The sequence below is a fragment of the Catenulispora sp. GAS73 genome (assembly GCF_041262085.1).
GTDB lineage: Bacteria > Actinomycetota > Actinomycetes > Streptomycetales > Catenulisporaceae > Catenulispora.
The window spans coordinates 251,543-276,249 of the sequence record NZ_JBGCCM010000011.1; the positions used below are offsets into that span (position 1 = coordinate 251,543).

Here is a 24,707-nt window from a genome sequence, read left to right on the forward strand (position 1 = left end):
CTGGATCCACCAGGTGATCGTCAGCGGGGCCTCAGCCGGTCGGCACGTCGGCGGGAGCGGCGGTCGCGGCGCCGGCGATCACGGCCAGCCGCAGCTTGGTCTCGTCCTCGCTGCCCGGCGCCGCGGTCATGACCACGATCTTCAGCTCGGTGTCGCCGTCGCCCAGCACATCGCAGTTCACTGTCACGGTGCCCACCGACGGATGCTCGATCCTCTTGTGGTCCTCGCGATGCGCACCGACCGTGCCGGAGGCCCACAGCTGCGCGAACCGCGCGTTGCCCGCGCTCAGGTCCGCGATCAGCCCGGCCAGCCGCCGGTCCTTCGGGAACCTCCCGGTGGCGCGCCGCAGATCGGCGACCACCGCGCGGTCGACCATGTCGGGATCGGACTCGATCACCGGCCAGTGCGCCAGGCGCGCCGCCTCGGCGCCGACCGGGAACTTGCTGCGCGCGAAGTTGCGCAGCCGGGGCGCGGTCGCGGCCGGATCGCCGAGCAGCGCGGCCCAGCCCCGGTTCCACCACACCAGCTCCCAGTCCGCGGCGAACACCGCGACCGCCGTGTCCCCGAGGCGGCTGAGCACGCGGTGCACGCCGGGCGGGATGTGGTCGCTGATCATGTCGTCCGTCGGCGGGACGAGGTGCGCCAGGCGGTACAGGTGGTCGCGCTCGGCGACCGTCAGTTGCAGGGCCCGCGCCAGCGCCGCCACGACCGGGGCCGACGGCGTCGTAGCCCGGCCCTGCTCCAGCCGGACCAGGTAGTCCACGGACACCCCGGCCAGCTCGGCGAGCTCTTCCCGGCGCAGGCCGGCGGCCCGGCGTGCACGGCCCGACGGGAGGGCCAGCGCGGAGGGCGGCAGGCGGTCGCGCCAGGTGCGGATCGTCGCGCCGAGGTCGGTTGCCGGTGGAGTGCTCACGTATTCCATGTTCGCTCACCGTCGAGCCGCGCGGCCTGCTCAAGGGTGGTACTGCCGTTCCTACCGTTGAGCCGGTCCTGGCCGCCGATTCGCAGCGGGCGAATCATGAAGCCATGGCAATCATCTTCATCACCGGGGCGAACAAGGGGCTCGGCCACGAGGCGGCCCGGCGCCTCATCGGGCTCGGCCACACTGTGCTGCTCGGTGCTCGGAACGCTCAGTCGGGTCAGGTCGCCGCCGACGCGCTCGGCGCGCGCTTCGTGCAGATAGACGTCACCGACGACGCGTCGGTCACGGCCGCGGCGGCGGACGTCGCCGGCCACGAGGGCCGGATCGACGTGCTGGTCAACAACGCCGGGATCCACGGCCCCTCCGGCGATCCCGGTTCCCTGACCGGCGCCGACGCGCTCGCCGTGCTCGACACCAACGTGGCCGGGGCGGTGCGGACGATCTCGGCGTTCCTGCCGCTGCTGCGCGAGTCGGCGGACCCGGCGGTCGTCAACGTCAGCAGCGGCATGGGCTCGCTGTCGTTCACGCACGACCCGGAGCGCGTCGAGTCCAAGGTGATCGCGCCGCTCTACTGCGCCTCGAAGGCCGCGCTGACGATGCTCACCACGCAGTACGCCAAGGCGCTGCCGGACATCCGGATCAACGCCGCCGACCCGGGCTATACGGCGACCGATCTGAACGACCACCGCGGCTTTCAGACCGTCACCGAGGGCACCGACGCGATCGTCGCGCTCGCCACCGAGGGGCCGGGGGCCGGATCGGGGCGGTTCGTCGATCGGGAGGGTGACCTCGGCTGGTGACGGGGGCCGGGACCGGGCCGGATCAGCCCACTCCCACGCTCTGCCGCTCGGGCTCGATGAGCAGGACGACGCGGTCCATGCTGTGGTCGTAGGGCTGGCCGATGTACTTCATCGCGATCGGGTCGATGATCTCCCAGGCCGCGTCGCCCTCGACCCACTCCACGACCCGGCCGCGGACAGCGACCGGCAGGTTGGGCCTGTCGACCGGGGTCAGCGACAGGGCCACGCGCGGGTCGCGGCGGATGTTGCGGGCCTTGAGGCTGTCCGGGCCGGTGAGGATCGCGATGCGGTCGCCGTGCGGTGCGGCCCAGATGGTGACCGAGTGCGGAGCGCCGTCGGGCATGACCGTGGCGAGGTGCACCAGCGGGGCGGCGTCGAGGATGCGGCGGATTTCCGGGTCGAGCGTCATTTCTGGACCTCATAACGAAGGTGGGTGACGCCGGGAGCCGGGACGGCCTCGACGAGGTTCAGCCGGATGTGCTTCGGCAGTTCCTGGAAGAAGGGACGGCCCGCACCGAGCAGGATCGGCACCTGGTGCAGGATCAGCTCGTCCACCACGCCGGCCTTCAGCGCCTCGGTGGTCACGCCGCCGCCCATGAGGCCGACGTCCTTGCCGCCGGCGAGCTTCTCGGCGGCGGCGACGGCGTCCGCGATGCCGGTGGTGACCACCGTCTGGCGATCGGAGACGCCGTCGGTGTGGTGGCTGAGCAGGACCAGCGGCACGTTCTCGTGCGGGCTGCCGCCGCCGAACCGGTCGGAGTCCTCGAAGGTGTTACGGCCCACGACCACGGCGCCGAGCCGGCCCGCGACCTCGTCGAAGACCCGGGCGCTGGGTTCGCTGAGGTGGAAGGCGGACAGCACGCGGCTCTGCGTGTCGCCGTCGAAGTACCAGTCGAAGAGCGTCCCGCCGTCGCCGAGACCGCGACCGGCCCTGGGATCGCGGCCGGTGATGTAGCCGTCCACCGAGACGGCGAGGGCGGTGAAGACCTTGCCCATGGCGGTGTTCCCCTCTGGAGTTCCTTTAAGAGACCCTGTCGCTGAGTGAACCGTAGCACCTTGGGTTCCCTGAGGGAACCCCGAGCGCTAAACTGGTCGCATGCAGCGCACGAACTTCAGCGAGGAACTGGCCGCGTGCTCGGTCGCCCGCACGCTCGACGTGATCGGGGAGCCCTGGTCGCCGCTGGTCCTGCGGGACGTGTGGGTCGGGCTGCGGCGCTTCGACCAGATCCAGGCCGATCTGGGGATCTCCCGCAAGGTGCTGACCGAGCGGCTGGGGTACCTGGTCGAGCAGGGGGTGCTGGAGCGGCGGCCGTACGACCAGCGGCCGCGGTACGAGTACCACCTGACGCAGAAGGGGACCGAGCTGGTCGATCTGCTGATGGTGATGACGGCGTGGGGCGACAAGTGGCTGTCCGGCGAGGCCGGGCCGCCGGTGTTGTACCGGCACCATGCGTGCGGGGAGATCAGCCATGCGGAGCTGCGGTGCGCGCACTGCGGCGAGCCGATGCATGCGGACGGTATCGATGCTCTGCCCGGGCCGGGGGCCACGGCCGCTCCCGCCGCGGCCGCCACCACCGGCTCTGCCGCTTGAAGCCGGTGTGCGACGCACTGAGTGCTCAGCACAATGATTGCGTCACGCAACATCTTTCCGTAAGCTGAGCCACCTCGGAGAGGGGGTCGGCCGATGGCGCGTGCCACACGCCGCGAGATCGAGCAACGCGTGATGACCGCGTTGCCGAGCTGGGTGAACACCATCTCGCAGCTGAACCGCGTGATCGCGGAGCGGATGGGCGTGACCGCCAGCGACCTGGACTGCCTGCACGTGCTGCACATGCAGGGCCCTGCGACGGCGGCCGAGCTCGCGCGCGAGGTCGGGCTGACGCCGGGGTCGGTGTCGCGGATGATCGACCGGCTCGACGCGGCCGGGTGCGTCACACGCACGGACGACCCCGAGGACCGGCGGCGCGTGCTGATCGAGGCGTCCGGCGAGGGGCTGGCGCGGATCGCCGCGTACTACGACGGGCTCACGGCGCGGTCGCACGACGATCTCGCCGAGTTCACGCTCGACGAGATGCGGGTGCTGCTGCGGTTCATCGAGCGGTCGCAGGTCGGCGCCACGGAGGAACTGGCTCGGTTGCGGAGGGGGTAGTGATGGTGGAACTGGCTTGGGACGCGGAGGGGCTTCAATCCCCGGGAGCGCTTGTATTGGCGAGCCCTGATTTCGTCGAAGGAGGGCCGATTCCGCAGATCCACGCGGGGATACGACTCGGCGGCCAGGAGCTGTCGCCGGCATTGGCGTGGTCGGCGGCGCCATCGGGAACGGCGGAGTTGTTGCTGGTTGTCGAGGACCCCGATGCTCCTATGGCGACGCCGTACATCCACGCGCTCGCGCTGATCGAGCCGTCCGTGACCGGCTTGGAGCACGGCGCGCTTTCGGCGGAACGCCCCGGTCGCGGCGTGCGACTGCTGCGGTCGAGCTCGGGACGCGGATGGATCGGGATGGCGCCGCCGAAGAGCCACGGGCCGCATCGGTACGTCTTCCAGCTCTTCGCTCTGGCCGAACCGGTGGCCATCGGCTCCAAGGGCGGCGCGGAAGAAGCACAGCCGCGCAAGGTGTTGGCGGCCGCCGGGCCGGTACTGGCCCGTGGCCGGATCGACGGCCTGTATCAGCGTTCGTAATAACGAGTAGGCAGGCAGCCGCCCCGCCTCAGTTCGCATAGGCGCGCTTGGCGCGGCGGCTCATCTCAGTGTTCTGGAACGCCACGCACTCCCAGCCCCGGCCAACGCGCCGCAGCATGCAGGTCTGGAACTTGTCGACGGCTTCTGCCACTTGGTGAAGACGTCGTGGTGGGTCTGGCCGATCTGGTCGCGACCGAACATGGCATCGCCCAGGAAGATGACATAGGAGGCGTCCTCGGCGAACAGCGCCGCGTAGGCGGTCGCGTCGGCGGCGTCCCAGGCGCGGCGGATCTGGTCGAGGAAGGCCGAGATGCTGTCGCGGTCGGCGGGTGAGGCGGTCTGGGTCAAGGTCTTCTCCGCCGCCGGCAGCGGGCCACGAGCCCCCCGATCACCAGACCCGAGCGGGCCCCACCTGCGCGTTCTCGGGCGCCACATTGCCGTACACGACGTCCAGCAACCGCCGCAGCTCGGCCTGGTCCTGCGCACTCAGCCCCGCGGTCAACCGCCGCTCCGACTCCCCCGCCAGCTCGAAGAGCCGCTGCAACTCACCGCGCCCGGCATCCGTCAGCCGCACCAGCTTCGCCCGAGCGTCCTGCGGCGCCTCCCGCCGCTCCACGAAGCCCCGGTCGATCAGCACCTGCAACAACCCGACCAGCCGGCTCGCCGGAATCCCGAGCGCGGTGGCGAGCTGCTGCTGCGACTGCTCCCGCCCGTCCCGCAGCCCCCGCATCACCGCGAAATGCCGGGGATGCACATCCGCCTCCGCCAACGCCGCCTCGAACGCCAGCGCCGCCGCGTTACCCACCGACGCGACCACGAAGCCGAGCGGTTCGTCGGCCGCGACACTGCGCGTAGCAGGGGCTTTCCTCATGGGGCCAACCTAGCAAGCGGCACGGAGACCGCTTCCGTCGGAACGGTCCGCAAGCTTGCGGCTCGCGACTCACATGTCGCATTCCCGCCAGACCGAGCAGCCACCGGTCACCCCCTCAAACTCGCACCACCGTATTCACCGGCATCGACATCAAAGGCGCCATCCGCACCTGAGCGCCCGGATGCGGAGCGTGGATGATCTTCCCGTCCCCCACGTACATCCCGATGTGGCTGCGGCCCGCGTAGTAAATCACCAGGTCGCCGGGCTGGATCTGCGAGAGCGGCACCTGTTCCCCGGCCTGTGCCTGCTCCGACGAGGTGCGCGGCAGCTCCACGCCGGCCTGGCGCCAGACCTGCTGGATCAGGCCGCTGCAGTCGAAGGCGTCGGGGCCTTCGGCGCCGAAGACGTAAGGCTTGCCGAGGTCGGCCAGGGCGGCTTCGATCGCGGCGCGGGCGCGGTCGGAGGGGGCCGGGGCGGTGTGGTCGATGAGGGTGGGGGCGACCTGCTGGCCGGCGAAGGCGGAGGTGGGGTCGGTGCCGAGTTCGGCTTGGACCGCCGCCGCGCGCTGGGGTGCGGACAGGGTGTTCAGGAGCGCCTGGGCCTTGTGCAGCTGCTGTGTGACCTGGGTGCGGGACTGCGCCGCGGCGTCGCGGGTCTCGTCCAGGGCGGAGAGCTGGTCGGCGGCGGCGTGCTGGAGCTGGACGATCTGCCGGCGCTCCTCGACCACCTCGGCGATCTTGCGGCGTTGCTCGTCGGAGAGGCGGGAGGCCATGGCCTCGTTGCTCAGGAAGGAGTCCGGGTGGTCGGCGAGCATCAGGGTCAGCTCTTCGTCGACGCCGCCGGCGCGGTACTGCTCGGCGGCGATGCTGCCGAGGGTGGCGCGCTGGCGCTGGTAGTCGGCCTGTATCGCCTGCAGTGCGGACTGGGAGCGCTGGACCGCCAGGGTGAGCTTGCCGGCCTGCTCCTGCGCGGCGTCATAGGTCTGCGTCAGCTGGTCGGCCTGGCGGTACAGCGCGGCGATCTGCCCCTTCACCGTCTGCTGTTGCACCGTCGAGCGGTCGCCGTCCGGGCCGCCGGACGGCGACCCCGGTGCCGGTGCGGCGGCGGCCGTGCCGACCACGCCCGCGGCGGCGGCCACCGCGGTCAGCGCCGCGGCGGCGACGGTGCGGCCCCGAGCGGGCAGGGCCGAGGCGCGGTGCCTCTTTAACCGCTTCGTACTGTGATGCGCCATTCTGTGATGACCTCCGCATCAGGGAACGCCGGACATTACCGGCAGAACAGCGCCCGAACCTAAACCCACCAGACACCCATGAGCAAGGATCAACCACTCAAATAGGTGAGCGGATCAGAGATGAGACATCTCGGGCAAGTCGCCGTCAGGAGCGAGCGAGCCGATTGAGCAGCATCGACGCCGGCACCGGCCGCGCCCCCGAGCGCCGCACGCCCTCGGCCACCTCGCGGTCCGAGGACACCACCACCACCGGCCGCCCGGCCGGCTCGGCCGCCACCAGGCGCCGGATCAGCTCGTCCGCGATCTCCCCCGGCGCGGAGAACAGCACCCGCACGCCGCGCGGCTGCGTGAGCCGCACCGGGCCGTCCAGCGCCGCCCCGTCGAAGACGCACGTCACCTCGGCCCCGGTCCGCGCGGCCAGCGCCGCCAGCCCGCCGACCAGCCGCACCCGCTGCTCGGCCAGCGACAGCGTCGGGTACCCGGTCTTGGTGACGTTGTAGCCGTCGACCACCAGGTGCACCATCGGCAGCGCCAAGTACTGGTCCAACAGTGCGGGATCGTCCTTGGCACGCCCCTGCATGGACATGTCCGAGGGCGCGACAGAGTCCGGAGACGTCGCCCCGACCGTGTCCGCCGGACGGGTCTCCGTCGGCGGCAGCGCCAACTCGCGCTCTATGCCCTTCACCGCCCCGGTCACGGTGTCCAGGAGCAGCCGCAGGCGCATGTCGCCCTCAGAGCGCCCTGAACGGGCCGAACGCCGCGCTGTGTCCAACGCCGACTCCGCGGCCGTCAGACGCGTCCGCAGGCGCCTTAGTTCGGCCTCTGAGGCCGACGCGGCAGATGCCGCGGCCGCCCGTTCGGCTTCCAACGCCGTCTCCGCAGCCCGCGCGGCCGCCTGAGCACGCCGCATGTCGGCTTCCAGCTGCCGCACCTTGCGACGCAACTGGTCGCCCTCACGACGGGACTCCTCCTGAGCGGCCCTCAGTCCGTCGGCCGTCGAGCGCGCCGTCTCCTGCACCTCTGCGAGTTCTGCAGTGAGCCGCGCGACTTCGTTCTCGGCAGCCTCTCCAGCGGCTAACCGCGCCCCCTGGGTAACCGCCTCCAGAGCGTCCTTGACGATCCCGGTCCAGCCGTGCGGACGCAGCACATAAGCAACCGCCGCGACCTCGTGCGGGTCCGCGGCGGCCGGTACCACCCCGGCGTACAGGGAGTCGGACAGGTCAGGGGAGCTTTCGCGCACCCGTTCGGCGACCCGGGCGCGGAACACTCCGTCGCTCTCCAGAGCCGCGGCCATGGGGATCGCCGCGGCTTTGGCGCGTTTGGCGGGGGCGAACTTGGCGAACGGACGCAGCGGGGCCGGGACGTCGGCGGCCGGGAGCTTGCCCAGCGCCTCGGAGGCGATCTCCACGACCCGCTGCCGGACCGAGTCCGGCAGCGTGATCGTGAGACGTTCGCCCTCCGGTGAGCTCACGTCGCCCCACTCCCTCGCCTAGCCGGAGAGTCCTCCGGACATCGTTCCTGATCCGCCGACCTTATCGGCCGCGCTTATGCGTCCACACCAAGCTCTCCCTTAAAGGTAGGCCCTGCGCGCCGCGTTTCGGATCTCCCGCGCGCACGGTGATGGGCCATGATGCAACAGTGGTGATCCCCATTCACGACAAGAACCCGGTGTCCCGGGCATCCGTCGTCACCTACGGTCTGATCATCGCGAACGTCGTGGTGTTCCTTTCCGGGCCGATCGCGTTCGCCGGCATGAACCCGGACGCGACACGAAAGGCCAGGGAGAACGCATACCTGTACCACTACGGCGCGATCCCGGCGCAGCTGCTGAACGGGCACGGGAATCCGGTGTGGCCGGTGTTCACCGCCATGTTCGTGCACGCCGGCTGGATCCACCTTCTGGGGAACATGCTGTTCCTCTACATCTTCGGGAACAACGTCGAAGACGTTCTGGGGCGCTTCCACTTCCTGGCGTTCTACGTCATCGGCGGCGCGGCGAGCACGTACGCCTTCGCCTGGGCGAACCCGACGGCCACCGGGCCGCTGGTGGGAGCCTCGGGAGCGATCGCGGCAGTACTCGGCGCGTACGTATACCTGTTCCCGCAGGCAAAGGTGACGCTGCTAGTACCGTTCCTGTGGTTCCTGCCTATGCGGGTACCGGCATGGCTCGTCCTGGGGTTCTGGTTCGTGATGCAGCTTCCGGAATTCCAGCAGACGATCGGAGTGGCCGGCTCCACCGACGTCGCCTACTTCGCCCACGTCTCGGGCTTCGTCCTGGGACTCCTGTATGTAGCACTGGTCATCGGCCGAGGACCCAACGACCCGGCCCGCCTGCCCGCCGCCGACGCCCCTCCCCCGCCGCCCCCTCTGGCCCCGGACTACCGCTCCGCCGACCCGGAGGATCCCTACGGCCAATACCATCGCTAGAGGAGTCCCGGGAGAGTCCCGTCAGAAGGAGCCGCTGTGATCACTGCCATCGTCCTCATCAAGTCCGACGTGGACGCCATCCCCGAGGTCGCCGAGAAGATCTCCCAGCTGCCCGGCGTCAGCGAGGTGTACTCGGTCACCGGCGAGTACGACCTGATCGCCATGGTGCGCGTGCGCGAGCACGAACAGCTCGCCGACGTGATCCCGGGCGGCGTGAACAAGGTGGCCGGGGTCAGCCACACGGTCACGCACGTGTCGTTCCGGACCTACAGCGCCATGGACCTGGAGGCGGCCTTCTCGCTCGGTCTGGACTGAGCCGCACCGGGGGACCCTTAAGGGAAACTCCCTACAAACGCTGAGCCAACTCCCGGCAATCGGGTAGGCGGGTCGGTCGCCCGACCCGCCTCCCACACCACCGGACATGCGGGCCACGCATCCGGCGGTTCGTCAGGCTGATCTCAATCTCTGCCAGGTCGGTTTCAGCAGCTTCAAGCCCTGGTCATCCCAGTAGGAGTTGGTCAGCGTGCGCTGGAGGACTGGTGAGCCCGCGATCCGCCAGTAGCCCTTACTGCTGTATGACCACTCGTAGGCGGTCTGCCGGGATGCGCCCAGCTTCAGCAGATTGGCCCGGCGCGACGCGGGACGCTTCCATTCCTTCCAGCGGATCTGCCGCATCCTGCGGCGGAACCACTCGTCCAGCTCGGCAAACACCCTCGGGGTGTCCACCAGCCGGAAGTAGCCCATCCACCCGACGACGTACCGGTTGATCGCCGCGATGCGTTCATCCATCGCAATCGACCACCGGCGGCTGGTCAACTCCCGGATCCGGAACTTCAGACGATCGATCGCCTTCGGATCGACCCGGACCCTGACCCCACCACCGGCAACGAAGTAGAAACCGAACCCCAGCATCGTCATGACAGACGCCGGAACCACCTTCGACTTCACCCGGTTCACCACCAGATGCAGCCGGTTCTCGATCACCTTCGTGACCGAGGCCAGCACCCTGGTAGCAGCCCGCTTGCTGCGCACGAAGATACGAATATCGTCGGCATAGCGCACGAACCGCAACCGCCGGGACCACAGCTCCCGGTCCAAGTCGTCCAGCATGATGTTCGACAAAATCGGCGACAGCGGAGAACCCTGCGGGGTCCCCTCCACCGACGCCGAGACAATCCCGCCGTCCATGATCCCGGCCTCCAAGAACCGACGGATGAGCCCCAGCACCCGACGATCTGTGACCTTCCTGGCCACCCTGGCCATCAGCGCATCATGCTGGACCCGGTCGAAGAACCGGTCCAAATCAAGATCCACCACCCAGCGGTGACCATCCTCGACCGCCCGAACCGCCACCCGCACAGCCTGGTGCGCCGACCGGCCCGGACGAAACCCGAACGACGTCGGACAAAAGTCCGGGTCGAAAACCGGAACGAGGACTTGGGCTATCGCCTGCTGCAGAAAACGATCCAGCACCCGAGGCACCCCGAGCATCCGCGAACCGCCCCCGGGCTTGGGAATCATCACCCGGCGGACCGGCTGCGGCCGGAACACCCCAGCGTCGAGTTCGGCTCGAACCTGCTCCCAGTGCCCGACCAACCACGGACGCAACTGCGCCGCGGTCATGCCGTCCACACCCGGCGCACCGGCGTTAACCTCGACTCGATTGAGCGCCGCCATCAGATTCTCCCGCGACAGCAGCCTCTGCCACAGGTCCCCCTGATCGCGGTGGACGACCTCCCCAGCACGCGCCGACCGGCCACTACGCTCTGCCGCAGTACTCAACGGAATGCACCGTCCCCTCCCGCAACAGGCCCGCGTTACACGGGATGGCTGCGATCACCGTGACCAGCACGAGCAACACCAGATCACCCGTCCCACTTGACGTTCAGCCCTTCCCGGCCCGCCATGCACGTTCCCGGCCGGTACTACGACCTCTGCTGACCTCTGCCCCTCGGCCCCCACCCTCACAGGCACGAACCGGTCGGATCCCCCGGCAACCCCGGCCTCCCGACACTGGAGCAGATCTCCCCAGGTAAGAACGATTGCTATCCCTGAATCCCCGCCGCGTTTACGCACCGGCCTTCTTGGTGGACACGGGCGTCACCCTCCGTTGCAGGCTGACCCAACCAGCACGCCTTCTACGCGGTTCGTGTTCCTCGGTACCCAGGTCTCGCCTCGGGCTTCCTCCAGACCCCGCCTCACGACAACGCCCTTGCCTCCGGCTCGGAGTTAGGACCACCTCTCCCTCCAGGGGACTTCCACCCCCAAACAACCGCCCATGCTGGGCGCACAACGCCGAGCCCCGCCTCCCGAATCGGGAGGCGGGGCTTGTGACGCCACGTCATTGTGTGAGTGCCGATTTCAGATCAGCACAGCGTGTTTCCCGGTGGGGCCGGGCGCCCTGCGATCAGGGCCGTCAGGCGTCGGGGTCCTCGTCGATGAGGAAGCCGCGCATCGGGGAGGGCTGCGAGGGCACCGAGGGCTGGCCCAGACCGTTGCCCTGGCCCATGAACGGCGGCTGCTGCCCGCCGCCCATCGACTGCGGCGGCATCGGCGGCGGCATCTGCGGGCGGATCGGCGCCATGGTCTGCGTCAGCGCCGCGGCGTTGGTGCCGTTGTTGCCCTGGCTCTGGAAGGAGCCGGTCGAGCCGCTCTGGAACGAGCCCGTCCCGCCGTTCAGACCCGCGCCCACCGGCGAGGGCGCCTGCGGCATCCCCGGCGGCAGCGAGGCCTGCATCGGCATCGGCGGGGCCGAGGGGGCCGGCGGCGGGGCCGACAGGCCGGTCGAGCTCAGCTGCGGACGGCCGCCCATCGAGCCGCCCATGTTGGAGGCCATGTTGTCGTCGCCGCCGGAGGCCTCCAGCTGGCGCATCTGGCCGTCCAGGTAGGACTTGAGCCGCTGCCGGTACTCGCGCTCGAAGGCGCGCAGGTCGTCGACCTTGCGCTCCAGGGCGGCGCGGGCGGTCTCCAGCGAGCCCATCGCCACGCGGTGCTTCTCCTGCGCGTCCCGCTCCAGCGCGTCGGCCTTGCCGCGCGCCTCGCGCTCCAGGCCGTCGGCCCGGCCGCGGGCCTCGCCGACGATCTTGTTGGCCTCATTGCGGGCCTCGGCGATCGCCTGGTCGGCGGTCTGCTGGGCCAGCGCCAGGACGCGGGCCGCGGAGTCGCCGCCGGGGGCCTGGAACTGCGGGGCCTGCGGCACCGGCAGGGGCGCGGGCAGCGGGGCCGGAAGCGCCGGCTGCGGAGGCGCGGGCGCGGGTATCGGGGTCGGCTCCCGCCGCATCGGCACGGGCGCGGCGGCGGCGCTGGCCGCGGCGCGGGTGGCGGCGGCCAGCTTGGCCCGCAGCTCCTCGTTCTCGCGGATCAGGCGGGTCAGCTCGGCCTCGACCTCGTCGAGGAAGGCGTCCACCTCTTCCTCGTCGTAGCCCTCACGCAGGCGTACGGTCGTGAACTGCTTGTTGTGGACGTCCTCGGGAGTCAACGGCATCTTTCATTCACCTCAGGCGTGGCGTGGTCGTCGGCATTCGCACAGACATTACCCGGTCACAGCGTAGCCGCGACCCGGATCAGCAGTAAGACGATGATCACGAGGATCATGAACGCCACGTCAAACCCCATCCCGCCGAGCCGCAACGGCGGGATGTACCGCCGCAACAGCTTCAGAGGGGGATCTGTGACCGTGTACGCCGTCTCCACGACGACCAGCATGACACCACGCGGCTCCCATGACCGGGCGAATACCAAAACCCAGCCGATGATCAGGCGGATGATCAAGCACAGCGCGAAGAGGTAGAGCACCCACAGGAGCAACGCCCCCACAACGCTCATAGCGCACTCCCCTTCCCACCTACGCCGGCGCCCCGCCGCGTGCGGTTCGTCTCACCGCCGCGGGACGCCGCCGGACCCGAAGTCTGACCGCCAAAGGCCCTCGGCGTCAGCTCTGGTTGAAGAAGCCGCCCTCGGCGATCCGGGCCTTGTCCTCGGCCGTCACATCGACATTAGCAGGCGACAGCAGGAACACCTTCTGCGTCACCCGCTCCATGTTCCCGCGCAGGCCGAAGATCAGCCCGGCCGCGAAGTCCACCAGGCGCTTGGCGTCGGCGTCCTCCATCTCGGTCAGGTTCATGATCACCGGGACACCCTCCCGGAAGTGCTCGCCGATCGTGCGCGCCTCGTTGTAGGTGCGCGGATGCAGCGTCGTGATGCGGTAGGACGCTTCGCGGTCCGCCGACCGGTCCGTCGGGACGCTGTACATCACCGGTCCACCTCTCTCGGCTCGGTCGGCTCGCGAGGACCGCTCGGAGCGGTCCGGCATCACCGTGACATTGGAAGGCGCCGCGAAAGCGCGGCGGTCGTTCTGCGCGACGACGAGCGCGCCGCCGCCAGCCGCTTCCGGCTCGCGGTGCGCGGCGTCCGGGGCCGCTGCGGGCTCGGCGGGCTCCGTCTCGTACTCGTCCTCGTAGTCGTCGTAGTACCGCTCGTCCTCGAACCGCTGTTCGTCAGTGAGCCCGAGGTAGACCGCTGCTCTGCGCATCATGCCGGCCATGGTGTTCGCCTCCGGACTGGGCCTGTTACGGCTGTCTTGCAACTGTCAACGAAAAAAGGTGCCGCGCAGGTTTCCCGTTCGCGGTCGATGAGGTGTGGCGCAGACGTGCGGTCGTCGTATCCGATGTTCGATAGATGCGACGTTACCGGAATCACCGTCTGATACCGAGTATCGCGCTGCCGATGCGGACGTGTGTCGCGCCCGCCGCCACCGCTTCGCCCAGATCCCCACTCATCCCCGCCGAGATCATGGTGGCCGAAGGGTGTGTCGATCGCAACCGCATAGCCAGCACGGACAACCGCTCGAAGGCCGGTCCCGGCTCGGCGCCCAACGGCGCCACCGCCATCAATCCCCCGAGCCGCAGACCGGGCGCCGCGGCGATCGCGTCGGCCAGTTCCGGCACCTGTGCGGGAACTACTCCGCCCCGGGCCGCGTTGTCATCCATGGGCTCTGCGTTACCCAGGTCGACCTGCACCAAACATGTCAATTCTTTGTCATACCGGACAGCCCCTCTGGCGAGCGCGCCGACCAGCCGGAGGCGGTCCACCGAGTGCACGAAGGAGGCGTATTCGGCCACTGAGGCGGCCTTGTTGGTCTGCAGCTGACCGATGAAGTGCCACCGCAGACCCAGACCCGCGGTCTCCCGGGCCTTCGGCGCGGCTTCCTGATCCCGGTTCTCGCCGACGTCCAGGACCCCGAGCTCGGCCAGGATCCGGACGTCGGAAGCCGGGTAGGTCTTGGTCACCGCGATCAGGGAAACCTCGGAAGGGTCGCGGTTCGCCTTGCGGGCCGCGGCGGCGATGTCCTCGCGCACCGCGGCCAGGTTCTCGGCGATCCGCGCACGCCGCGCGTCCGAGGCCTGCTCGCCCCGGACGCGGTCCTCGTTCTGCTCCGCCATCGCTCAGTCCAGCCAGACGAACCCGGCGAACCGGCCGGTCGTACCCTCGCCGCGGAAGGAGTAGTAGTCCTCGGACTCCTGCGTGCACACCCGCAGCCGCACCGACGTCTTCAGGTCGATCCCGGCCGCCTCCAGCTGCGCCCACACGCCCTCGGCGACGTCCAGGCCCGGCGTGCCCTGCCGGGTCACCGTGTAGCTGGCCGGGACCTTCTCGGCCACGTCCGCGCGCATCCGCTCGGGCACCTCGTAGCAGAGCCCGCACACCGAGGGGCCGGTGACCGCGACGATCCGCTCGGGCGCGGCGCCCAGGGCGACCATGCGCTCGATCGCGGCCGGCACCACCCCGGCCTTCATCCCGGGACGCCCGGCGTGCGCCCCGGCGACCACCCCGGCCTTCGCGTCGGCCAGCAGCACCGGCACGCAGTCCGCGACCAGCACCGCCAGCGCCAGGTGCCGGCGGTCGGTGACCAGCGCGTCCACGTCCGGGGCCCGGCCCTGCCACTGCGCGGCGGCGTAGGCCACGTCCGCGCCGTGGATCTGGTTCATGTACACGACGTTCCCGGGGTCGGTGAACCCCAGCTCGAAGGCCACCAGGGAACGGTTGGCGGCGACCGCCTCGGGGTCGTCGCCGACGTGCCCGCCGAGGTTGGTCGCGGTGTAAGGGGCCTTGGAGACCCCGCCCCAGCGGTCGGAGAAGGCGAAGCGGGCCGTGCCGCCCTCACCCTCCAGACCGGTGTGCTGCCATATCGCCACGGAAGAACCCGCTCCTACTTCAGGAAGTCGGGGATGTCGAGCTCGTCGGCCGCCGACGGCGCCGGCTGCACCGGGATGACCGGGACGTTCTGCGTGTCGGCCATCGGGTCGTGCGCCGGCAGCGGGATGTTGTCGGTCGGCTTGGGCAGCGTGCCCAGCACCTGCTCGCGCATGCCGTCGCGGACGCTGGTCTCGTCCCGGAACGGGGAGTTCGCCGCGGCGTGCCCGGTGCTGCGGCGCTTGGCCGGCTCGCCGCCGTCGAAGCCGGCCGCGATGACCGTGACCCGGACCTCGTCGCCCAGGCCGTCGTCGATGACCGCGCCGAAGATGATGTTCGCCTCGGGGTGCGCGGCCTCGCTGACCAGCTGCGCCGCCTCGTTGATCTCGAACAGGCCGAGGTCGGAACCGCCGGAGATGCTCAGCAGCACGCCGCGGGCGCCGTCGATGGAGGCTTCCAGCAGCGGCGAGGAGATCGCCATCTCGGCCGCGGCCACCGCGCGGTCGTCGCCGCGGGCCGAGCCGATGCCCATCAGGGCCGAGCCGGCCTCGCTCATCACCGACTTCACGTCGGCGAAGTCCAGGTTGATCAGGCCCGGGGTGGTGATCAGGTCGGTGATGCCCTGGACACCGGAGAGCAGCACCTGGTCGGCGGCCTTGAACGCGTCCAGCACCGAGACGTTCTTGTCCGAGATGGACAGCAGCCGGTCGTTGGGGATGACGATCAGGGTGTCGACTTCCTCGCGCAGCGCCGCGATGCCGTCCTCGGCCTGGTTCGCCCGGCGCCGGCCCTCGAAGGTGAACGGCCGGGTCACCACGCCGATGGTCAGCGCGCCGAGCTCGCGGGCGATCCGGGCCACCACCGGGGCCCCGCCGGTGCCCGTGCCGCCGCCCTCGCCGGCGGTGACGAACACCATGTCCGCGCCCTTGAGGACCTCCTCGATCTCCTCGGCGTGGTCCTCGGCCGCCTTGCGTCCCACGTCGGGGTTGGCGCCGGCACCGAGTCCGCGGGTGAGCTCGCGGCCGACGTCCAGCTTGACGTCGGCGTCACTCATCAGCAGAGCCTGGGCGTCGGTGTTGACGGCGATGAACTCGACGCCCTTCAGACCGACCTCGATCATCCGGTTGATGGCGTTCACGCCGCCGCCGCCGATGCCGGCGACCTTGATGACGGCCAGGTAATTCTGCGGTGCTGCCACGTCCGACGGCCTCTCCGTGGTATCCGGTAATCTTGTTGATCACCTTAGTCCCGCCCACACCGGCCGGGGACACGGCGGGGTCGTTCGACTGTGAAGTCTTTACAGGACATTAGGTCCCGCGACCTGTGAGGTTCAACGAACACGCCGAAACTGTCGGCAGGTTTTACTTCTCAGCGTTGTCCGACGACCCCGCCTGATCCGTGTGGATCCGATGAGGGGAATACGTATGTTGTTCGATAGCCCGCCAGATCTTAGCCGATCGGCGAGCCGGGATTCGAACGCTCACGAATACGCCGGAGCCGCCGGAGCGCTCACGTCATAGTGCGCCGCGCCATTTCCGATCAGCGCGGCCAGTATCCGTGCCTTGAGATCCGGCTGGTCGGGTCCGCCCCACAGAACAGTCACCGATTTCTGTTTGGCGCTGGACGGTGTCAACGTCACGGTGATGGCGTAAGGCCCGGTCGCCGAGACGGTGAGCACGCGGGAGCGCACCGGGGCCGGCAGGGCCCGAAGAGCCGCCAGCGCCCCGGCCACGGTGGCCGCGCGGTCCTTCACCGCCGGATCGGCGAACTGCTCCAGGTGGATGACCGGGATGTGCGCCGGGACCGCCGAGGCGGTGGCGGCTGTGTCGAAGGCCACGCCGTCCGCGTCCACGATCTGCAAGGAACCGTCGGCCTGCGGCAACGCCGCGGCCGGCGTCCGCTCCACGACGCCGATGTCGATCGTGTGCGGCAGCGAGCGCTCCACCCACGCGTCCTTCACCCGCGGGATCGCCATCAGCCGCGCCTTGACCGCCGAGGTGTCCACCGACGCGACCGGGGCGTGCGCCGGGATCGCGGCGGCGGCCAGGATCTGTTGTCTGGTCAGCACTTTGACGCCGGAGACCGACGTGGACCGGACGTCGAAGACCTTGGTGTGCCACAGGATCGAGTACCCGGTCAGGGTCAGCAGCGCGAGGAAGACGGTGATCGTCACCGAGAGCCGCCGCCACCGGCGCCGGCGCCGCAGCCGGTCGAGGTAGCGCTCGACCAATACCCTGCTGACCCGCGGGTGGCCGGCCTCGGTGGCGTTCATGGGCTCCAGTTTCGCAGATGGGGACCATGGCTTCGCCTCAGCGTGGCCGCCTTTAGTAGAACGGGGTGCGCTAGTTTCCGGATCCGGCCCGGATGGAAACGAAGGGTTTTGGGATTCTCGACGGATTTCTTGTTCATTATCATTCGTCCGCACTTGCGGTAGTTCATCAGGTTTGCGACACCGCCGGAAGAACGGATATTCGGGTGCCCTTCGAGACGAAGGGCGGTAGAACGGCGTCTGTGAGCGAAAACGGGGAAGAGCAGCGGCTGCCCGGCGGCAGACACGTCGGCGGCGTGCGTGTCGGGGACACGGTGCACCGTCAGTCGAACGTCTGGACGCCCGCGGTACACAGCGTTCTGCGGCATCTGGAGTCCGTCGGGTTCGAAGGCGCGCCGCGCGTCCTCGGGCACGACGCGCAGGGCCGGGAGGTCCTGACCTTCCTGCGGGGCGACACCATCGGCGAGCAGCACCCCTGGCCGGCGTGGGCCCACACCGACGCCGCCCTCCAGCAGACCGGCGCCTGGCTGCGCCGGCTGCACGACGCGACCGCCGGCTTCGTCCCGGAGCCGGACGCGGTCTGGTTCTCCGGGCGGCCCTGGCGGCCGGGCCTGGTCGTCGGCCATCACGACGCCTCCCCCCACAACGCGGTCTGGAGCGCCGACGGCCTGGTCGGCTTCGTCGACTGGGACACCGCCGGCCCCTCCTCCCGCGAGCTCGACCTCGCCTTCACGGCCCTGACCTGGGTCCCGCTGCACGCCCGCCGGGTCGTCGAGCGGCAGGGTTTCACCGCGTTCGACGACCGGTCGCGGCGGCTGCACCTGCTGCTGGACGCCTACGGGTACGACGGCGACCGGACCGCCTTCGGGGCCGCCGTCGCCGGCCGGGCCCGGCTCAACGCCGACGCCATCCGGCGCATCGCCGGCGGCGGGGATCCGGCGCTCGCGGCGCTGCTGCCGATCGCCGCCGACCTGGACCAGGCGGTCGTGGAGATCGAGGCGCTGCCGGAGGCGTTCTGGGAGCAGCAGGGCTGACACCCATTCGGACCGCGCCGCATGCGACGTGACGGCACCTGGCGTCAGATCAAGCCATGGCACTCACGTCCAAGCAGAAGAAGCAGGGGATCGGGGTGACCGCGGCCGTGGGCGCCCTGGCCCTCGGCGGTGTCGCGGTCTCGACCCTCGGCTCGTCGGCGGCCCCGGCGGATTCCCAACCGCTCGCGGCCGCGGCCGTACCCGCGCCTGCGGCCACACCCAGCCCTTCGGGTTCTTCCTCGGCCGCGACCATCACGGTCACCGCGAAGTCCGACAACGGCAAGCCCTCCGACGACACCGTGTTCACGGTGTCCGGCGAGGTCAAGGGCGCGAAGCCGGGCACGAAGATCCGGTTGCAGCGGCAGCAGGCGCCGACCTCGGCGAACGCCTCCCCGGCCTGGAGCACGCTGGCCTACACGGCCTTCACCGACAAGAGCAACAAGTTCTCCTTCCCGGTGAAGATGGAGACCGCCGGCTCCTACAACCTGCGCATCCTGCATCCACAGGACCGGGAGGGGCCGGAGACCGCGTACTCAAGCCCGTTCGCCGAGAGCGTGAGCGCGACCTCGACGCCCGCCTCCAGCAGCTCGTCGACGAAGAGCCCGTCAAGTTCCAGCAGCTCCAAGAAGAGCTGACCGACCCCCTGGACCGCCCGGCCACCTGAGGCGAGGAGTGGCCGGGCTTCTTGCTGTCCGGGATCAGAGGGATCACAGGAACCGCGAGCTCGGCACCGGCCCCGGGGACCCGATGTACTCCCGGCGCGCGCTCAGCCAGCTGTCGCCGACCGCTGAGACGAACGCCTCCAGCACCGCGTCGGGATCCGGCGGCGTCTGCCCGTCGCCGGCGTCGTCGACCGGCTCCGTCGCGGCCAGCTCGGCGGCGATCTCCTCGGCCGGCCGCGCGTCGGGCTCGGTCTCGACCACCTCGCCGTCGACCATGCGGTAGGCGGACCCCCACGGCTCGCGCACCGCCTGGCGCAGGAAGCCGATCGCATCCGCCGCGGCCAGCGGCGGATCGGTCCAGTCGGTGGCGCGCTCGAACAGGATCTGGCCGGGCTCGCGTTCCCGCAGCGCGGCCAGGATCTGCGGCTCAGCGGCGTTGAGGTCGTACGCGACGACCAGGGTGTCGGCGCGGTCCGGCTCGAACGGCACGGCCGGCAGGTCGAAGTACCGCGCCGCCGCCAGACCCATGATCTCGCTGTCCCGGTCGGGCAGCAGCGAGACGGTCTGCGGCTTCAGGCCCCTCGCCGCCAGCACCGCGCCGAGCCGGCGCAGCGCCTCGGCGCAGGCCTGGTAGGAGTCGCCGATCATGGCCCAGCGGCCGGTCATGCCGGCGTCGTAGCCGTAGGGCGAGACGGTCAGCAGGACGCCGCCGGTGAGCGCGAACTGCCAGCCGCGCAGGTCCTTCGGCCCGAGCCCGCCGTCGGTGACGGCGACCGCGGCCGCCCGGACCAGCATCGCGCGCACCTTCTCGCGCAGCAGCCCGAGCTCCTTGCGGTCCTCCCCCTCGGGTTCGGGCAGCGCGGCGAATTCCCGCTCGGCGGCGGGCAGATCGCCGGCCAGCAGCGCGTTGAACGCCACCTGGTAGCGCGCCAGCCAGGGCAGCTCGCCGTCGAAGCCGAGCAGCGCGGCCATCGCCTCGCGGTGCAGCCACGACCGCTCGCAGGCGGCGGCCAGCTCGGTGCGGATCTGGATGACGCCGGGCTCGCGTTCGGCGGCCTCGCGCAGCGGCCGGACGGCCAGGAACGCGATGCCGTGCTCGACGCACTCGTAGCCGAACTCGTAGAGCGCGAGCGCCTGGTCCTCGGTTCCGACCGTGTCGGCATCGGCCTCGGCATCGGAGTCGGCATCAGTTCCGGCCGCGGCGGCTTGGGCATCGATAACGGCATCGGTTGCGGCTTCGGGCCCGGCGTCGGCGGCGTCCAACGTCGCGAGCGCCCGCTCGGCGGCGGCCGCCATCTCCTCGAACCCCATGCCGCGCGCGGCGTCGCGCAGGACCCGCACGAAGTCCGGCAGGAGCAGCGCCTCGCCCTCCACCCGCAGGTGTCGGATCACCGCGGCGACGTCTCCGGCGGCAAGGAGATCATCAGCTGTTGTCAGGGGGTCGGCAGCGGCCGGCGCGTCGGAAGTCACCGCTGCACGGTAGCGACTCCGCCGTATGCCGCGCCCGGGATTTACGCAGAGACCGTCTCGAATCCGTTAAATCAGTGAACGAATTTCAGGACACTTACAACCAGATCACATCTCCGTGTCGTCGATTAGTTCGCGAGAGCACAAGGCGCCGCGCGTGGTGCCCGAATCCGCGCGCCGGAGCCGTCCGACGATCTGGAGGAACCGCTTGTGCTAGCACGTACCCGCCGTGTCCCGACCCTGGCGGCGGCCCTGGCCCTGGGGCTGGCCACCGCCGCGGGAGCCGCCGCGGCGACCGCGCCGCCGGCCACCGCCACCGGCCCGACGTCCCCGAACCTCGATCAGGCCGCGCAGAGCACCCTGCTGCCCAACGGCGACCGCGTCCTGGTCTCCGGCAGCGGCCCGTCCGCGGCCGTCGTCGTGGAGTCCCCCGACGGCCGCACCGTCCCGGCCGTGCGCTACGCGCCGGACGGGCACCACGCCTACGTCATCCCGAACTCGGTTCTGGCCCACCCGGCTCAGCTGGTCCCGGCGCAGTACCAGATCCCCGCGCTGAGCACCGCGAGCGCGCCCGCCGCGACGCCGCACTACCCGCTGAGCATCCTGCAGGTCAACGCCCTGGGGCTGGACGGCAAGGGCGCGGACGCCGTGACCTTCCTGACCAACGTCGACGACGTCACCAAGTGGTCCATCCCGCTCCCGGTGGCCGGCGGGATCGAGCGGGTCGCGGTGCCGACCGGGCACTACTCGGCGACCACCATCTTCTCCACCTACGACCCCACCACCGACACCGGCACCGACTACGTGGTGGAGCAGGTCGACCTGACCGTCACCGCCGGCGGGGTCACCACCTTGAACGCCGACGAGCGCACGGCGACCTCGCAGATCACCGCGACCACCCCGAAGCCGACGGTGGCCGACTTCGCCGAGCTGGAGTACTTCCGCCACGACGCCAACGGGCTGCTCGGCGGCGTGTCCGCCATCAACAGCGGGCCCACGTTCGTCAACCCGACGGGCACCGCGCAGGTCGGCACCTTCACCTACGACCTGGTGGGCTGGGGCGGCGAGAGCCCGGCCGGCGCCGCCGAGCCGTACCGCTACGACGTGATGTTCCCGGGCAGCGACCGCGTCGAGGCGAACCAGAACTACACGGTCGACGCCTCGAAGCTGACCACGACCCACAACACCATCGACACCGACGCCGGCGAATCCCGGCGCCAGGGCGAGTACATGATCGGTCCGGTCTCGCAGAGCCTCGGCGGGTTCGAGCTCGGGCACCTCGTCTCGGTCCCGTCGCACCTGACCACCTACGCCGGGGCCCCGGTCGGCGACGAGCAGTGGATGGCGAACGTCATCCCGGCTCTGCCCGTCCCGAGCAACAACTTCCCGGCGATGCTGCAGTTCGGCCAGACCGCGCCGATCTACCAGGGCAAGACCGACGTGTGGCGCACGTGGGCGCACGGTCCGCTGACCGCGCAGGTCGGCCAGTACAAGGACCCGACCGGCTGCCGGTCCTGCGCCGACGGCGGGACCGTCGACCTGAGCCTGAACCCGGTCGTGGACAGCAACCCGGACACCAGTGTCCTGATGTTCGGCCCGGCGACCGGCCAGTTCACCGTCTACCGCGACGGCAACCAGGTGTTCTCCCAGAGCAACACCTCCGGCACCGAGCTCACCGGCCAGGCGCAGACCCCGGGCAAGTACCGCATGGTGTTCGACCTGGACCTGAGCCAGTTCCCGATCACGCAGTCCACCACCACACACACCGACATCACCGTGCCCTACACCCCGACGCCGGACCCGAAGTGGACGCTGCCCAGCAGCGACTTCTGCCAGGCCCAGGGCAAGGGCACCACCGCGTGCTCGGTCCTGCCGGTGATCAACCTCAACTACCAGCTGGCCACCGATGACACCAACACCAGCCACGGCCCGGTGACGGCGCTGCTGCTGACCGTCGGCCACCAGTCCTACAACGGGGCCGGCTCCAACGCCGCGGCCACCGGCGCGACGGTGTCCGTGTCCTCCGACAAGGGTGCGACCTGGACCCCGGCCTCGGTGATCCCGGCCGGCCCGAACCACTTCGTCGCGCTGTGGAAGAACGGCGCCAAGGGCGGCACGCCCTGGCTGAAGGTGACCGCCACCGACGCACTCGGCGGATCCATCACGCAGACCGTCGCCAACGCCTACACCATCGGCTGAGGGGAATCAGGGTTATGAGTCGAATAGCGAATCGAATGGCGAATCACCGGGTGTTGGGCGTCCTCGGCGCCGCCGCGCTGGCCATCGGCACGATCGCGACGGCGGTCGCCCCGGCGAACGCCGCCGGCGCCGCGCACCCCGCGGCCGCGAGCAACGTGAAGAACGTCTGCGGCGCGGCGAAGCCCGGCTTCGACCGCTGCTTCGCGCAGATCCGCACCGACGTGCACGAGCCCGCGCACATCGGCCGCGTCAGCGGCACCGCCGGCACCGCCGGCACCACCGGCGCCAAGGGCGCGGCGGCCGCGGCTCCGGCCGGCTTCGGCCCGGCGGACCTGCACTCCGCGTACAACCTGCCGACCACCGGCGGCGCGAATCAGACCGTGGCGATCGTCGACGCCGGGGACGACCCCACGGCCGAGGCGGACCTCGCCGTCTACCGCTCCACCTACGGCCTGCCCGCGTGCACCACAGCGAACGGCTGCTTCACGAAGGTGAACGAGCGCGGCGCGGCCACCCCGCTCCCGGCCGACGTCGGCTGGGGCGTGGAGGAGGCGCTGGACCTGGACATGGTCTCGGCGGCCTGCCCCCAGTGCAAGATCCTGCTGGTGGAGGCCGACCAGCCCACCGGCACCGACCTCGGCCTGTCGGTGAACACCGCGGTCAAGCTCGGCGCGACCGAGGTGTCGAACAGCTACGGCGCCACCGAGTCCAGCCTCACCCCGGGCAACGCCGCGTACTACACGCACCCGGGCGTCGCGATCGTGGCGTCCTCCGGCGACAGCGGCTACGGCATCCCGGCCGAGCCGGCCGTGTTCTCCTCCGTCATCTCGGTCGGCGGCACCTCGCTGACCAAGGCGACGAACTCGCGCGGCTGGAGTGAGACGGCATGGTTCGGCGCCAGCAGCGGCTGCTCGGCGTGGGTGGACAAGCCGACCTGGCAGACCGACCCCAACTGCCCCGGCCGCATGGTCGCCGACGTCTCCGCCGACGCCGACCCGAACACCGGCCCGGCGATCTACGTCACCGACACCCCCGACCTCCAGGGCCTGCCCTCGGGCTGGAGCATCGTCGGCGGCACCAGCGCCTCCTCGCCGTTCATCGCCGGCGTCATAGCCCTGGCCGGCAACCCGGCGAAGTACGCCGACGCCTCGCCGTTCTACGCACCCTCCGCCCAGGCAGGCCTGAACGACGTGGTCGGCGGCTCCAACGGCATCTTCCAGGACTGCGGCGGCGACTACCAGTGCAACGCGGTGGTCGGCTACGACGGACCGACGGGGTTGGGGACGCCGAACGGGCTCTCTGCTTTCTGAGGGCTAGGGCTTCTCAAAGAACTGCGATTCTGAACTAAGCGCACAAGAACCGGGCCGGTGCCTTTCGGCGCTCGGCCCGGTTTGCTTTCGGCGCGGTACAGGACGCGGCTCAGCGGCAGGTCGGGCAGCGAGGGAACGCGCATCAGGGTTCTGCCGTTGCCCTTCTCCATGACCATGGCGTGCAGCGGATTGCCGACGGCTTCGACCGCGGCGCGCAGCCCCACGGTTTCCAGGGCGGCCAGGCCGTTCGGGGCGACGGTGAGCATGGCGCCGGAGCGGTCGGTAGGGGCGTGGGCCTCGTGCACGGTGGCCTGGATGGAGACTAGTTATCTTGCAACTAGTCTCCATGGCATGAAGAAGGGGCGCTGCTGACCTATGTGTGGGTGCTGGTGGCGGGTGCGGTTTGTTGGTGAGTTGACAGTCAAGGGCGTTTTTTGACGGCTTCGCACGGGTTTAAGAAGGATCCGCTGGGTGGCGCAGTTCGGTTGAGCGTGGTGCGTGGCGTTGGCGGCCGCCGGTGTTGGCGTACACGACCGCGCACCGGTCCGAGTCACTGCGCACGCGTTGCGTGGGCGGCGATCGTCGGGCGTGGTGGGCGCCTGACTCTGCTGGCTTATTTGTTAGGCGGCGAGGGCGGCTTGTAG

The 24,707-nt window shown here is 70.3% G+C and carries 27 protein-coding genes; 10 read left to right on the forward strand and 17 right to left on the reverse strand.

Annotated elements, in window-relative coordinates; genetic code table 11:
- Nucleotides 1-31: 31 nt before the first annotated feature.
- Nucleotides 32-922, reverse strand: coding sequence for a helix-turn-helix domain-containing protein (locus ABH935_RS19030; RefSeq protein ID WP_370379233.1), 891 nt, complete (start codon nucleotides 920-922; stop codon nucleotides 32-34).
- 104 nt (nucleotides 923-1,026) lie between these two features.
- Between ABH935_RS19030 and ABH935_RS19035 the strand changes: the two genes are divergently transcribed.
- A complete protein-coding gene (locus ABH935_RS19035) occupies nucleotides 1,027-1,722 on the forward strand; it encodes an SDR family NAD(P)-dependent oxidoreductase (protein ID WP_370379234.1) in 696 nt (231 codons plus the stop codon).
- 22 nt (nucleotides 1,723-1,744) lie between these two features.
- On the opposite strand, the gene ABH935_RS19040 is transcribed toward ABH935_RS19035, so the two are convergent.
- On the reverse strand, nucleotides 1,745-2,131 hold the full coding sequence (locus ABH935_RS19040; protein ID WP_370379235.1) for a pyridoxamine 5'-phosphate oxidase family protein: 387 nt from the start codon (nucleotides 2,129-2,131) through the stop codon (nucleotides 1,745-1,747).
- Nucleotides 2,128-2,718 carry a dihydrofolate reductase family protein gene (locus tag ABH935_RS19045; protein ID WP_370379236.1) on the reverse strand — a complete coding sequence of 197 codons (591 nt, stop codon included), beginning with the start codon at nucleotides 2,716-2,718 and terminating at the stop codon, nucleotides 2,128-2,130. Before ABH935_RS19045 ends, ABH935_RS19040 begins: the two co-directional genes overlap by 4 nt.
- Before the next feature lie 100 nt (nucleotides 2,719-2,818).
- On the opposite strand from ABH935_RS19045, the gene ABH935_RS19050 reads away from it, so the two are divergent.
- From ABH935_RS19050 to ABH935_RS19060, 3 genes are all read left to right on the forward strand, one after another.
- A complete protein-coding gene (locus tag ABH935_RS19050; RefSeq protein ID WP_370379237.1) occupies nucleotides 2,819-3,313 on the forward strand; it encodes a winged helix-turn-helix transcriptional regulator in 495 nt (164 codons plus the stop codon).
- Nucleotides 3,314-3,406: 93 nt separating this feature from the next.
- Entirely contained in the window at nucleotides 3,407-3,871 is a 465-nt protein-coding gene (locus ABH935_RS19055; RefSeq protein ID WP_370379238.1) for a MarR family winged helix-turn-helix transcriptional regulator, read from the forward strand.
- 2 nt (nucleotides 3,872-3,873) lie between these two features.
- Nucleotides 3,874-4,401 carry a YbhB/YbcL family Raf kinase inhibitor-like protein gene (locus tag ABH935_RS19060; RefSeq protein ID WP_370379239.1) on the forward strand — a complete coding sequence of 176 codons (528 nt, stop codon included), beginning with the start codon at nucleotides 3,874-3,876 and terminating at the stop codon, nucleotides 4,399-4,401.
- Nucleotides 4,402-4,461: 60 nt separating this feature from the next.
- Here ABH935_RS19060 and ABH935_RS19065 read toward each other — a convergent pair whose 3' ends face one another.
- From ABH935_RS19065 to ABH935_RS19080, 4 genes are all read right to left on the reverse strand, one after another.
- Nucleotides 4,462-4,749 (reverse strand): SgcJ/EcaC family oxidoreductase, encoded by a 288-nt coding sequence (locus tag ABH935_RS19065; protein WP_370379240.1) that lies wholly within the window; start codon nucleotides 4,747-4,749, stop codon nucleotides 4,462-4,464.
- A gap of 40 nt (nucleotides 4,750-4,789) precedes the next feature.
- Complete coding sequence (locus ABH935_RS19070) at nucleotides 4,790-5,272, reverse strand: MarR family winged helix-turn-helix transcriptional regulator (RefSeq protein ID WP_370379241.1); 483 nt, start codon at nucleotides 5,270-5,272, stop codon at nucleotides 4,790-4,792.
- Between the two features lie 115 nt (nucleotides 5,273-5,387).
- Nucleotides 5,388-6,503 carry an NlpC/P60 family protein gene (locus tag ABH935_RS19075; RefSeq protein WP_370379242.1) on the reverse strand — a complete coding sequence of 372 codons (1,116 nt, stop codon included), beginning with the start codon at nucleotides 6,501-6,503 and terminating at the stop codon, nucleotides 5,388-5,390.
- A gap of 145 nt (nucleotides 6,504-6,648) precedes the next feature.
- Nucleotides 6,649-7,974 carry an NYN domain-containing protein gene (locus ABH935_RS19080; RefSeq protein ID WP_370379243.1) on the reverse strand — a complete coding sequence of 442 codons (1,326 nt, stop codon included), beginning with the start codon at nucleotides 7,972-7,974 and terminating at the stop codon, nucleotides 6,649-6,651.
- 167 nt (nucleotides 7,975-8,141) lie between these two features.
- Between ABH935_RS19080 and ABH935_RS19085 the strand changes: the two genes are divergently transcribed.
- Together ABH935_RS19085 and ABH935_RS19090 are read left to right on the forward strand one after the other, a co-directional pair.
- Nucleotides 8,142-8,930 (forward strand): rhomboid family intramembrane serine protease, encoded by a 789-nt coding sequence (locus tag ABH935_RS19085; RefSeq protein ID WP_370379244.1) that lies wholly within the window; start codon nucleotides 8,142-8,144, stop codon nucleotides 8,928-8,930.
- Between the two features lie 36 nt (nucleotides 8,931-8,966).
- Nucleotides 8,967-9,245, forward strand: coding sequence for an Lrp/AsnC family transcriptional regulator (locus tag ABH935_RS19090; protein WP_194915766.1), 279 nt, complete (start codon nucleotides 8,967-8,969; stop codon nucleotides 9,243-9,245).
- A 132-nt stretch (nucleotides 9,246-9,377) separates the two neighbouring features.
- Here ABH935_RS19090 and ltrA read toward each other — a convergent pair whose 3' ends face one another.
- From ltrA to ABH935_RS19130, 8 genes are all read right to left on the reverse strand, one after another.
- On the reverse strand, nucleotides 9,378-10,607 hold the full coding sequence (ltrA, locus tag ABH935_RS19095; protein ID WP_370379245.1) for a group II intron reverse transcriptase/maturase: 1,230 nt from the start codon (nucleotides 10,605-10,607) through the stop codon (nucleotides 9,378-9,380).
- Nucleotides 10,608-11,346: 739 nt separating this feature from the next.
- Nucleotides 11,347-12,414, reverse strand: coding sequence for a DivIVA domain-containing protein (locus ABH935_RS19100; RefSeq protein ID WP_370379246.1), 1,068 nt, complete (start codon nucleotides 12,412-12,414; stop codon nucleotides 11,347-11,349).
- Nucleotides 12,415-12,470: 56 nt separating this feature from the next.
- Nucleotides 12,471-12,755, reverse strand: a complete 285-nt coding sequence (locus ABH935_RS19105) for a YggT family protein (RefSeq protein WP_015794684.1) — start codon at nucleotides 12,753-12,755, stop codon at nucleotides 12,471-12,473.
- A gap of 106 nt (nucleotides 12,756-12,861) precedes the next feature.
- Nucleotides 12,862-13,473, reverse strand: a complete 612-nt coding sequence (locus ABH935_RS19110) for a cell division protein SepF (protein ID WP_370379247.1) — start codon at nucleotides 13,471-13,473, stop codon at nucleotides 12,862-12,864.
- Nucleotides 13,474-13,624: 151 nt separating this feature from the next.
- Nucleotides 13,625-14,371, reverse strand: a complete 747-nt coding sequence (locus ABH935_RS19115) for a YggS family pyridoxal phosphate-dependent enzyme (RefSeq protein ID WP_370379248.1) — start codon at nucleotides 14,369-14,371, stop codon at nucleotides 13,625-13,627.
- Between the two features lie 3 nt (nucleotides 14,372-14,374).
- Nucleotides 14,375-15,124 carry a peptidoglycan editing factor PgeF gene (pgeF, locus tag ABH935_RS19120; RefSeq protein WP_370379249.1) on the reverse strand — a complete coding sequence of 250 codons (750 nt, stop codon included), beginning with the start codon at nucleotides 15,122-15,124 and terminating at the stop codon, nucleotides 14,375-14,377.
- Between the two features lie 14 nt (nucleotides 15,125-15,138).
- Complete coding sequence (ftsZ, locus tag ABH935_RS19125; RefSeq protein WP_370352386.1) at nucleotides 15,139-16,320, reverse strand: cell division protein FtsZ; 1,182 nt, start codon at nucleotides 16,318-16,320, stop codon at nucleotides 15,139-15,141.
- 282 nt (nucleotides 16,321-16,602) lie between these two features.
- On the reverse strand, nucleotides 16,603-17,394 hold the full coding sequence (locus tag ABH935_RS19130) for a cell division protein FtsQ/DivIB (protein ID WP_370379250.1): 792 nt from the start codon (nucleotides 17,392-17,394) through the stop codon (nucleotides 16,603-16,605).
- Nucleotides 17,395-17,633: 239 nt separating this feature from the next.
- Here ABH935_RS19130 and ABH935_RS19135 point away from each other — a divergent pair, with 239 nt between their 5' ends.
- Both ABH935_RS19135 and ABH935_RS19140 read left to right on the forward strand, forming a co-directional pair.
- Nucleotides 17,634-18,425 carry a phosphotransferase gene (locus ABH935_RS19135; protein WP_370379251.1) on the forward strand — a complete coding sequence of 264 codons (792 nt, stop codon included), beginning with the start codon at nucleotides 17,634-17,636 and terminating at the stop codon, nucleotides 18,423-18,425.
- Between the two features lie 56 nt (nucleotides 18,426-18,481).
- Complete coding sequence (locus tag ABH935_RS19140) at nucleotides 18,482-19,060, forward strand: hypothetical protein (RefSeq protein WP_370379252.1); 579 nt, start codon at nucleotides 18,482-18,484, stop codon at nucleotides 19,058-19,060.
- A gap of 72 nt (nucleotides 19,061-19,132) precedes the next feature.
- Here the strand turns inward: ABH935_RS19140 and ABH935_RS19145 are convergent, their stop codons facing one another.
- Complete coding sequence (locus ABH935_RS19145; RefSeq protein ID WP_370379253.1) at nucleotides 19,133-20,557, reverse strand: hypothetical protein; 1,425 nt, start codon at nucleotides 20,555-20,557, stop codon at nucleotides 19,133-19,135.
- A gap of 207 nt (nucleotides 20,558-20,764) precedes the next feature.
- Between ABH935_RS19145 and ABH935_RS19150 the strand changes: the two genes are divergently transcribed.
- Together ABH935_RS19150 and ABH935_RS19155 are read left to right on the forward strand one after the other, a co-directional pair.
- Complete coding sequence (locus ABH935_RS19150; RefSeq protein WP_370379254.1) at nucleotides 20,765-22,753, forward strand: hypothetical protein; 1,989 nt, start codon at nucleotides 20,765-20,767, stop codon at nucleotides 22,751-22,753.
- Between the two features lie 35 nt (nucleotides 22,754-22,788).
- On the forward strand, nucleotides 22,789-24,063 hold the full coding sequence (locus ABH935_RS19155; protein WP_370379255.1) for a S8 family serine peptidase: 1,275 nt from the start codon (nucleotides 22,789-22,791) through the stop codon (nucleotides 24,061-24,063).
- On the opposite strand, the gene ABH935_RS19160 is transcribed toward ABH935_RS19155, so the two are convergent.
- A complete protein-coding gene (locus ABH935_RS19160; protein ID WP_370379256.1) occupies nucleotides 24,012-24,368 on the reverse strand; it encodes a hypothetical protein in 357 nt (118 codons plus the stop codon). The genes ABH935_RS19155 and ABH935_RS19160 overlap by 52 nt on opposite strands.
- Nucleotides 24,369-24,707: the final 339 nt, after the last annotated feature.

Coding starts and splice junctions, on each gene's coding strand:
- ABH935_RS19050 (WP_370379237.1), top strand. CDS start 2,819: ATGCAGCGCACGAACTTCAGCGAGGAACTGGCCGCGTGCTCGGTCGCC.
- ABH935_RS19140 (WP_370379252.1), top strand. CDS start 18,482: ATGGCACTCACGTCCAAGCAGAAGAAGCAGGGGATCGGGGTGACCGCG.
- ABH935_RS19130 (WP_370379250.1), bottom strand. CDS start 17,394: ATGAACGCCACCGAGGCCGGCCACCCGCGGGTCAGCAGGGTATTGGTC.
- ABH935_RS19155 (WP_370379255.1), top strand. CDS start 22,789: ATGGCGAATCACCGGGTGTTGGGCGTCCTCGGCGCCGCCGCGCTGGCC.
- ABH935_RS19115 (WP_370379248.1), bottom strand. CDS start 14,371: ATGGCGGAGCAGAACGAGGACCGCGTCCGGGGCGAGCAGGCCTCGGAC.
- ABH935_RS19075 (WP_370379242.1), bottom strand. CDS start 6,503: ATGGCGCATCACAGTACGAAGCGGTTAAAGAGGCACCGCGCCTCGGCC.
- ABH935_RS19055 (WP_370379238.1), top strand. CDS start 3,407: ATGGCGCGTGCCACACGCCGCGAGATCGAGCAACGCGTGATGACCGCG.
- ABH935_RS19040 (WP_370379235.1), bottom strand. CDS start 2,131: ATGACGCTCGACCCGGAAATCCGCCGCATCCTCGACGCCGCCCCGCTG.
- ABH935_RS19030 (WP_370379233.1), bottom strand. CDS start 922: ATGGAATACGTGAGCACTCCACCGGCAACCGACCTCGGCGCGACGATC.
- ABH935_RS19105 (WP_015794684.1), bottom strand. CDS start 12,755: ATGAGCGTTGTGGGGGCGTTGCTCCTGTGGGTGCTCTACCTCTTCGCG.
- ABH935_RS19070 (WP_370379241.1), bottom strand. CDS start 5,272: ATGAGGAAAGCCCCTGCTACGCGCAGTGTCGCGGCCGACGAACCGCTC.
- ltrA (WP_370379245.1), bottom strand. CDS start 10,607: ATGGCGGCGCTCAATCGAGTCGAGGTTAACGCCGGTGCGCCGGGTGTG.
- ABH935_RS19045 (WP_370379236.1), bottom strand. CDS start 2,718: ATGGGCAAGGTCTTCACCGCCCTCGCCGTCTCGGTGGACGGCTACATC.
- ABH935_RS19110 (WP_370379247.1), bottom strand. CDS start 13,473: ATGGCCGGCATGATGCGCAGAGCAGCGGTCTACCTCGGGCTCACTGAC.
- ABH935_RS19060 (WP_370379239.1), top strand. CDS start 3,874: ATGGTGGAACTGGCTTGGGACGCGGAGGGGCTTCAATCCCCGGGAGCG.
- ABH935_RS19035 (WP_370379234.1), top strand. CDS start 1,027: ATGGCAATCATCTTCATCACCGGGGCGAACAAGGGGCTCGGCCACGAG.
- ABH935_RS19100 (WP_370379246.1), bottom strand. CDS start 12,414: ATGCCGTTGACTCCCGAGGACGTCCACAACAAGCAGTTCACGACCGTA.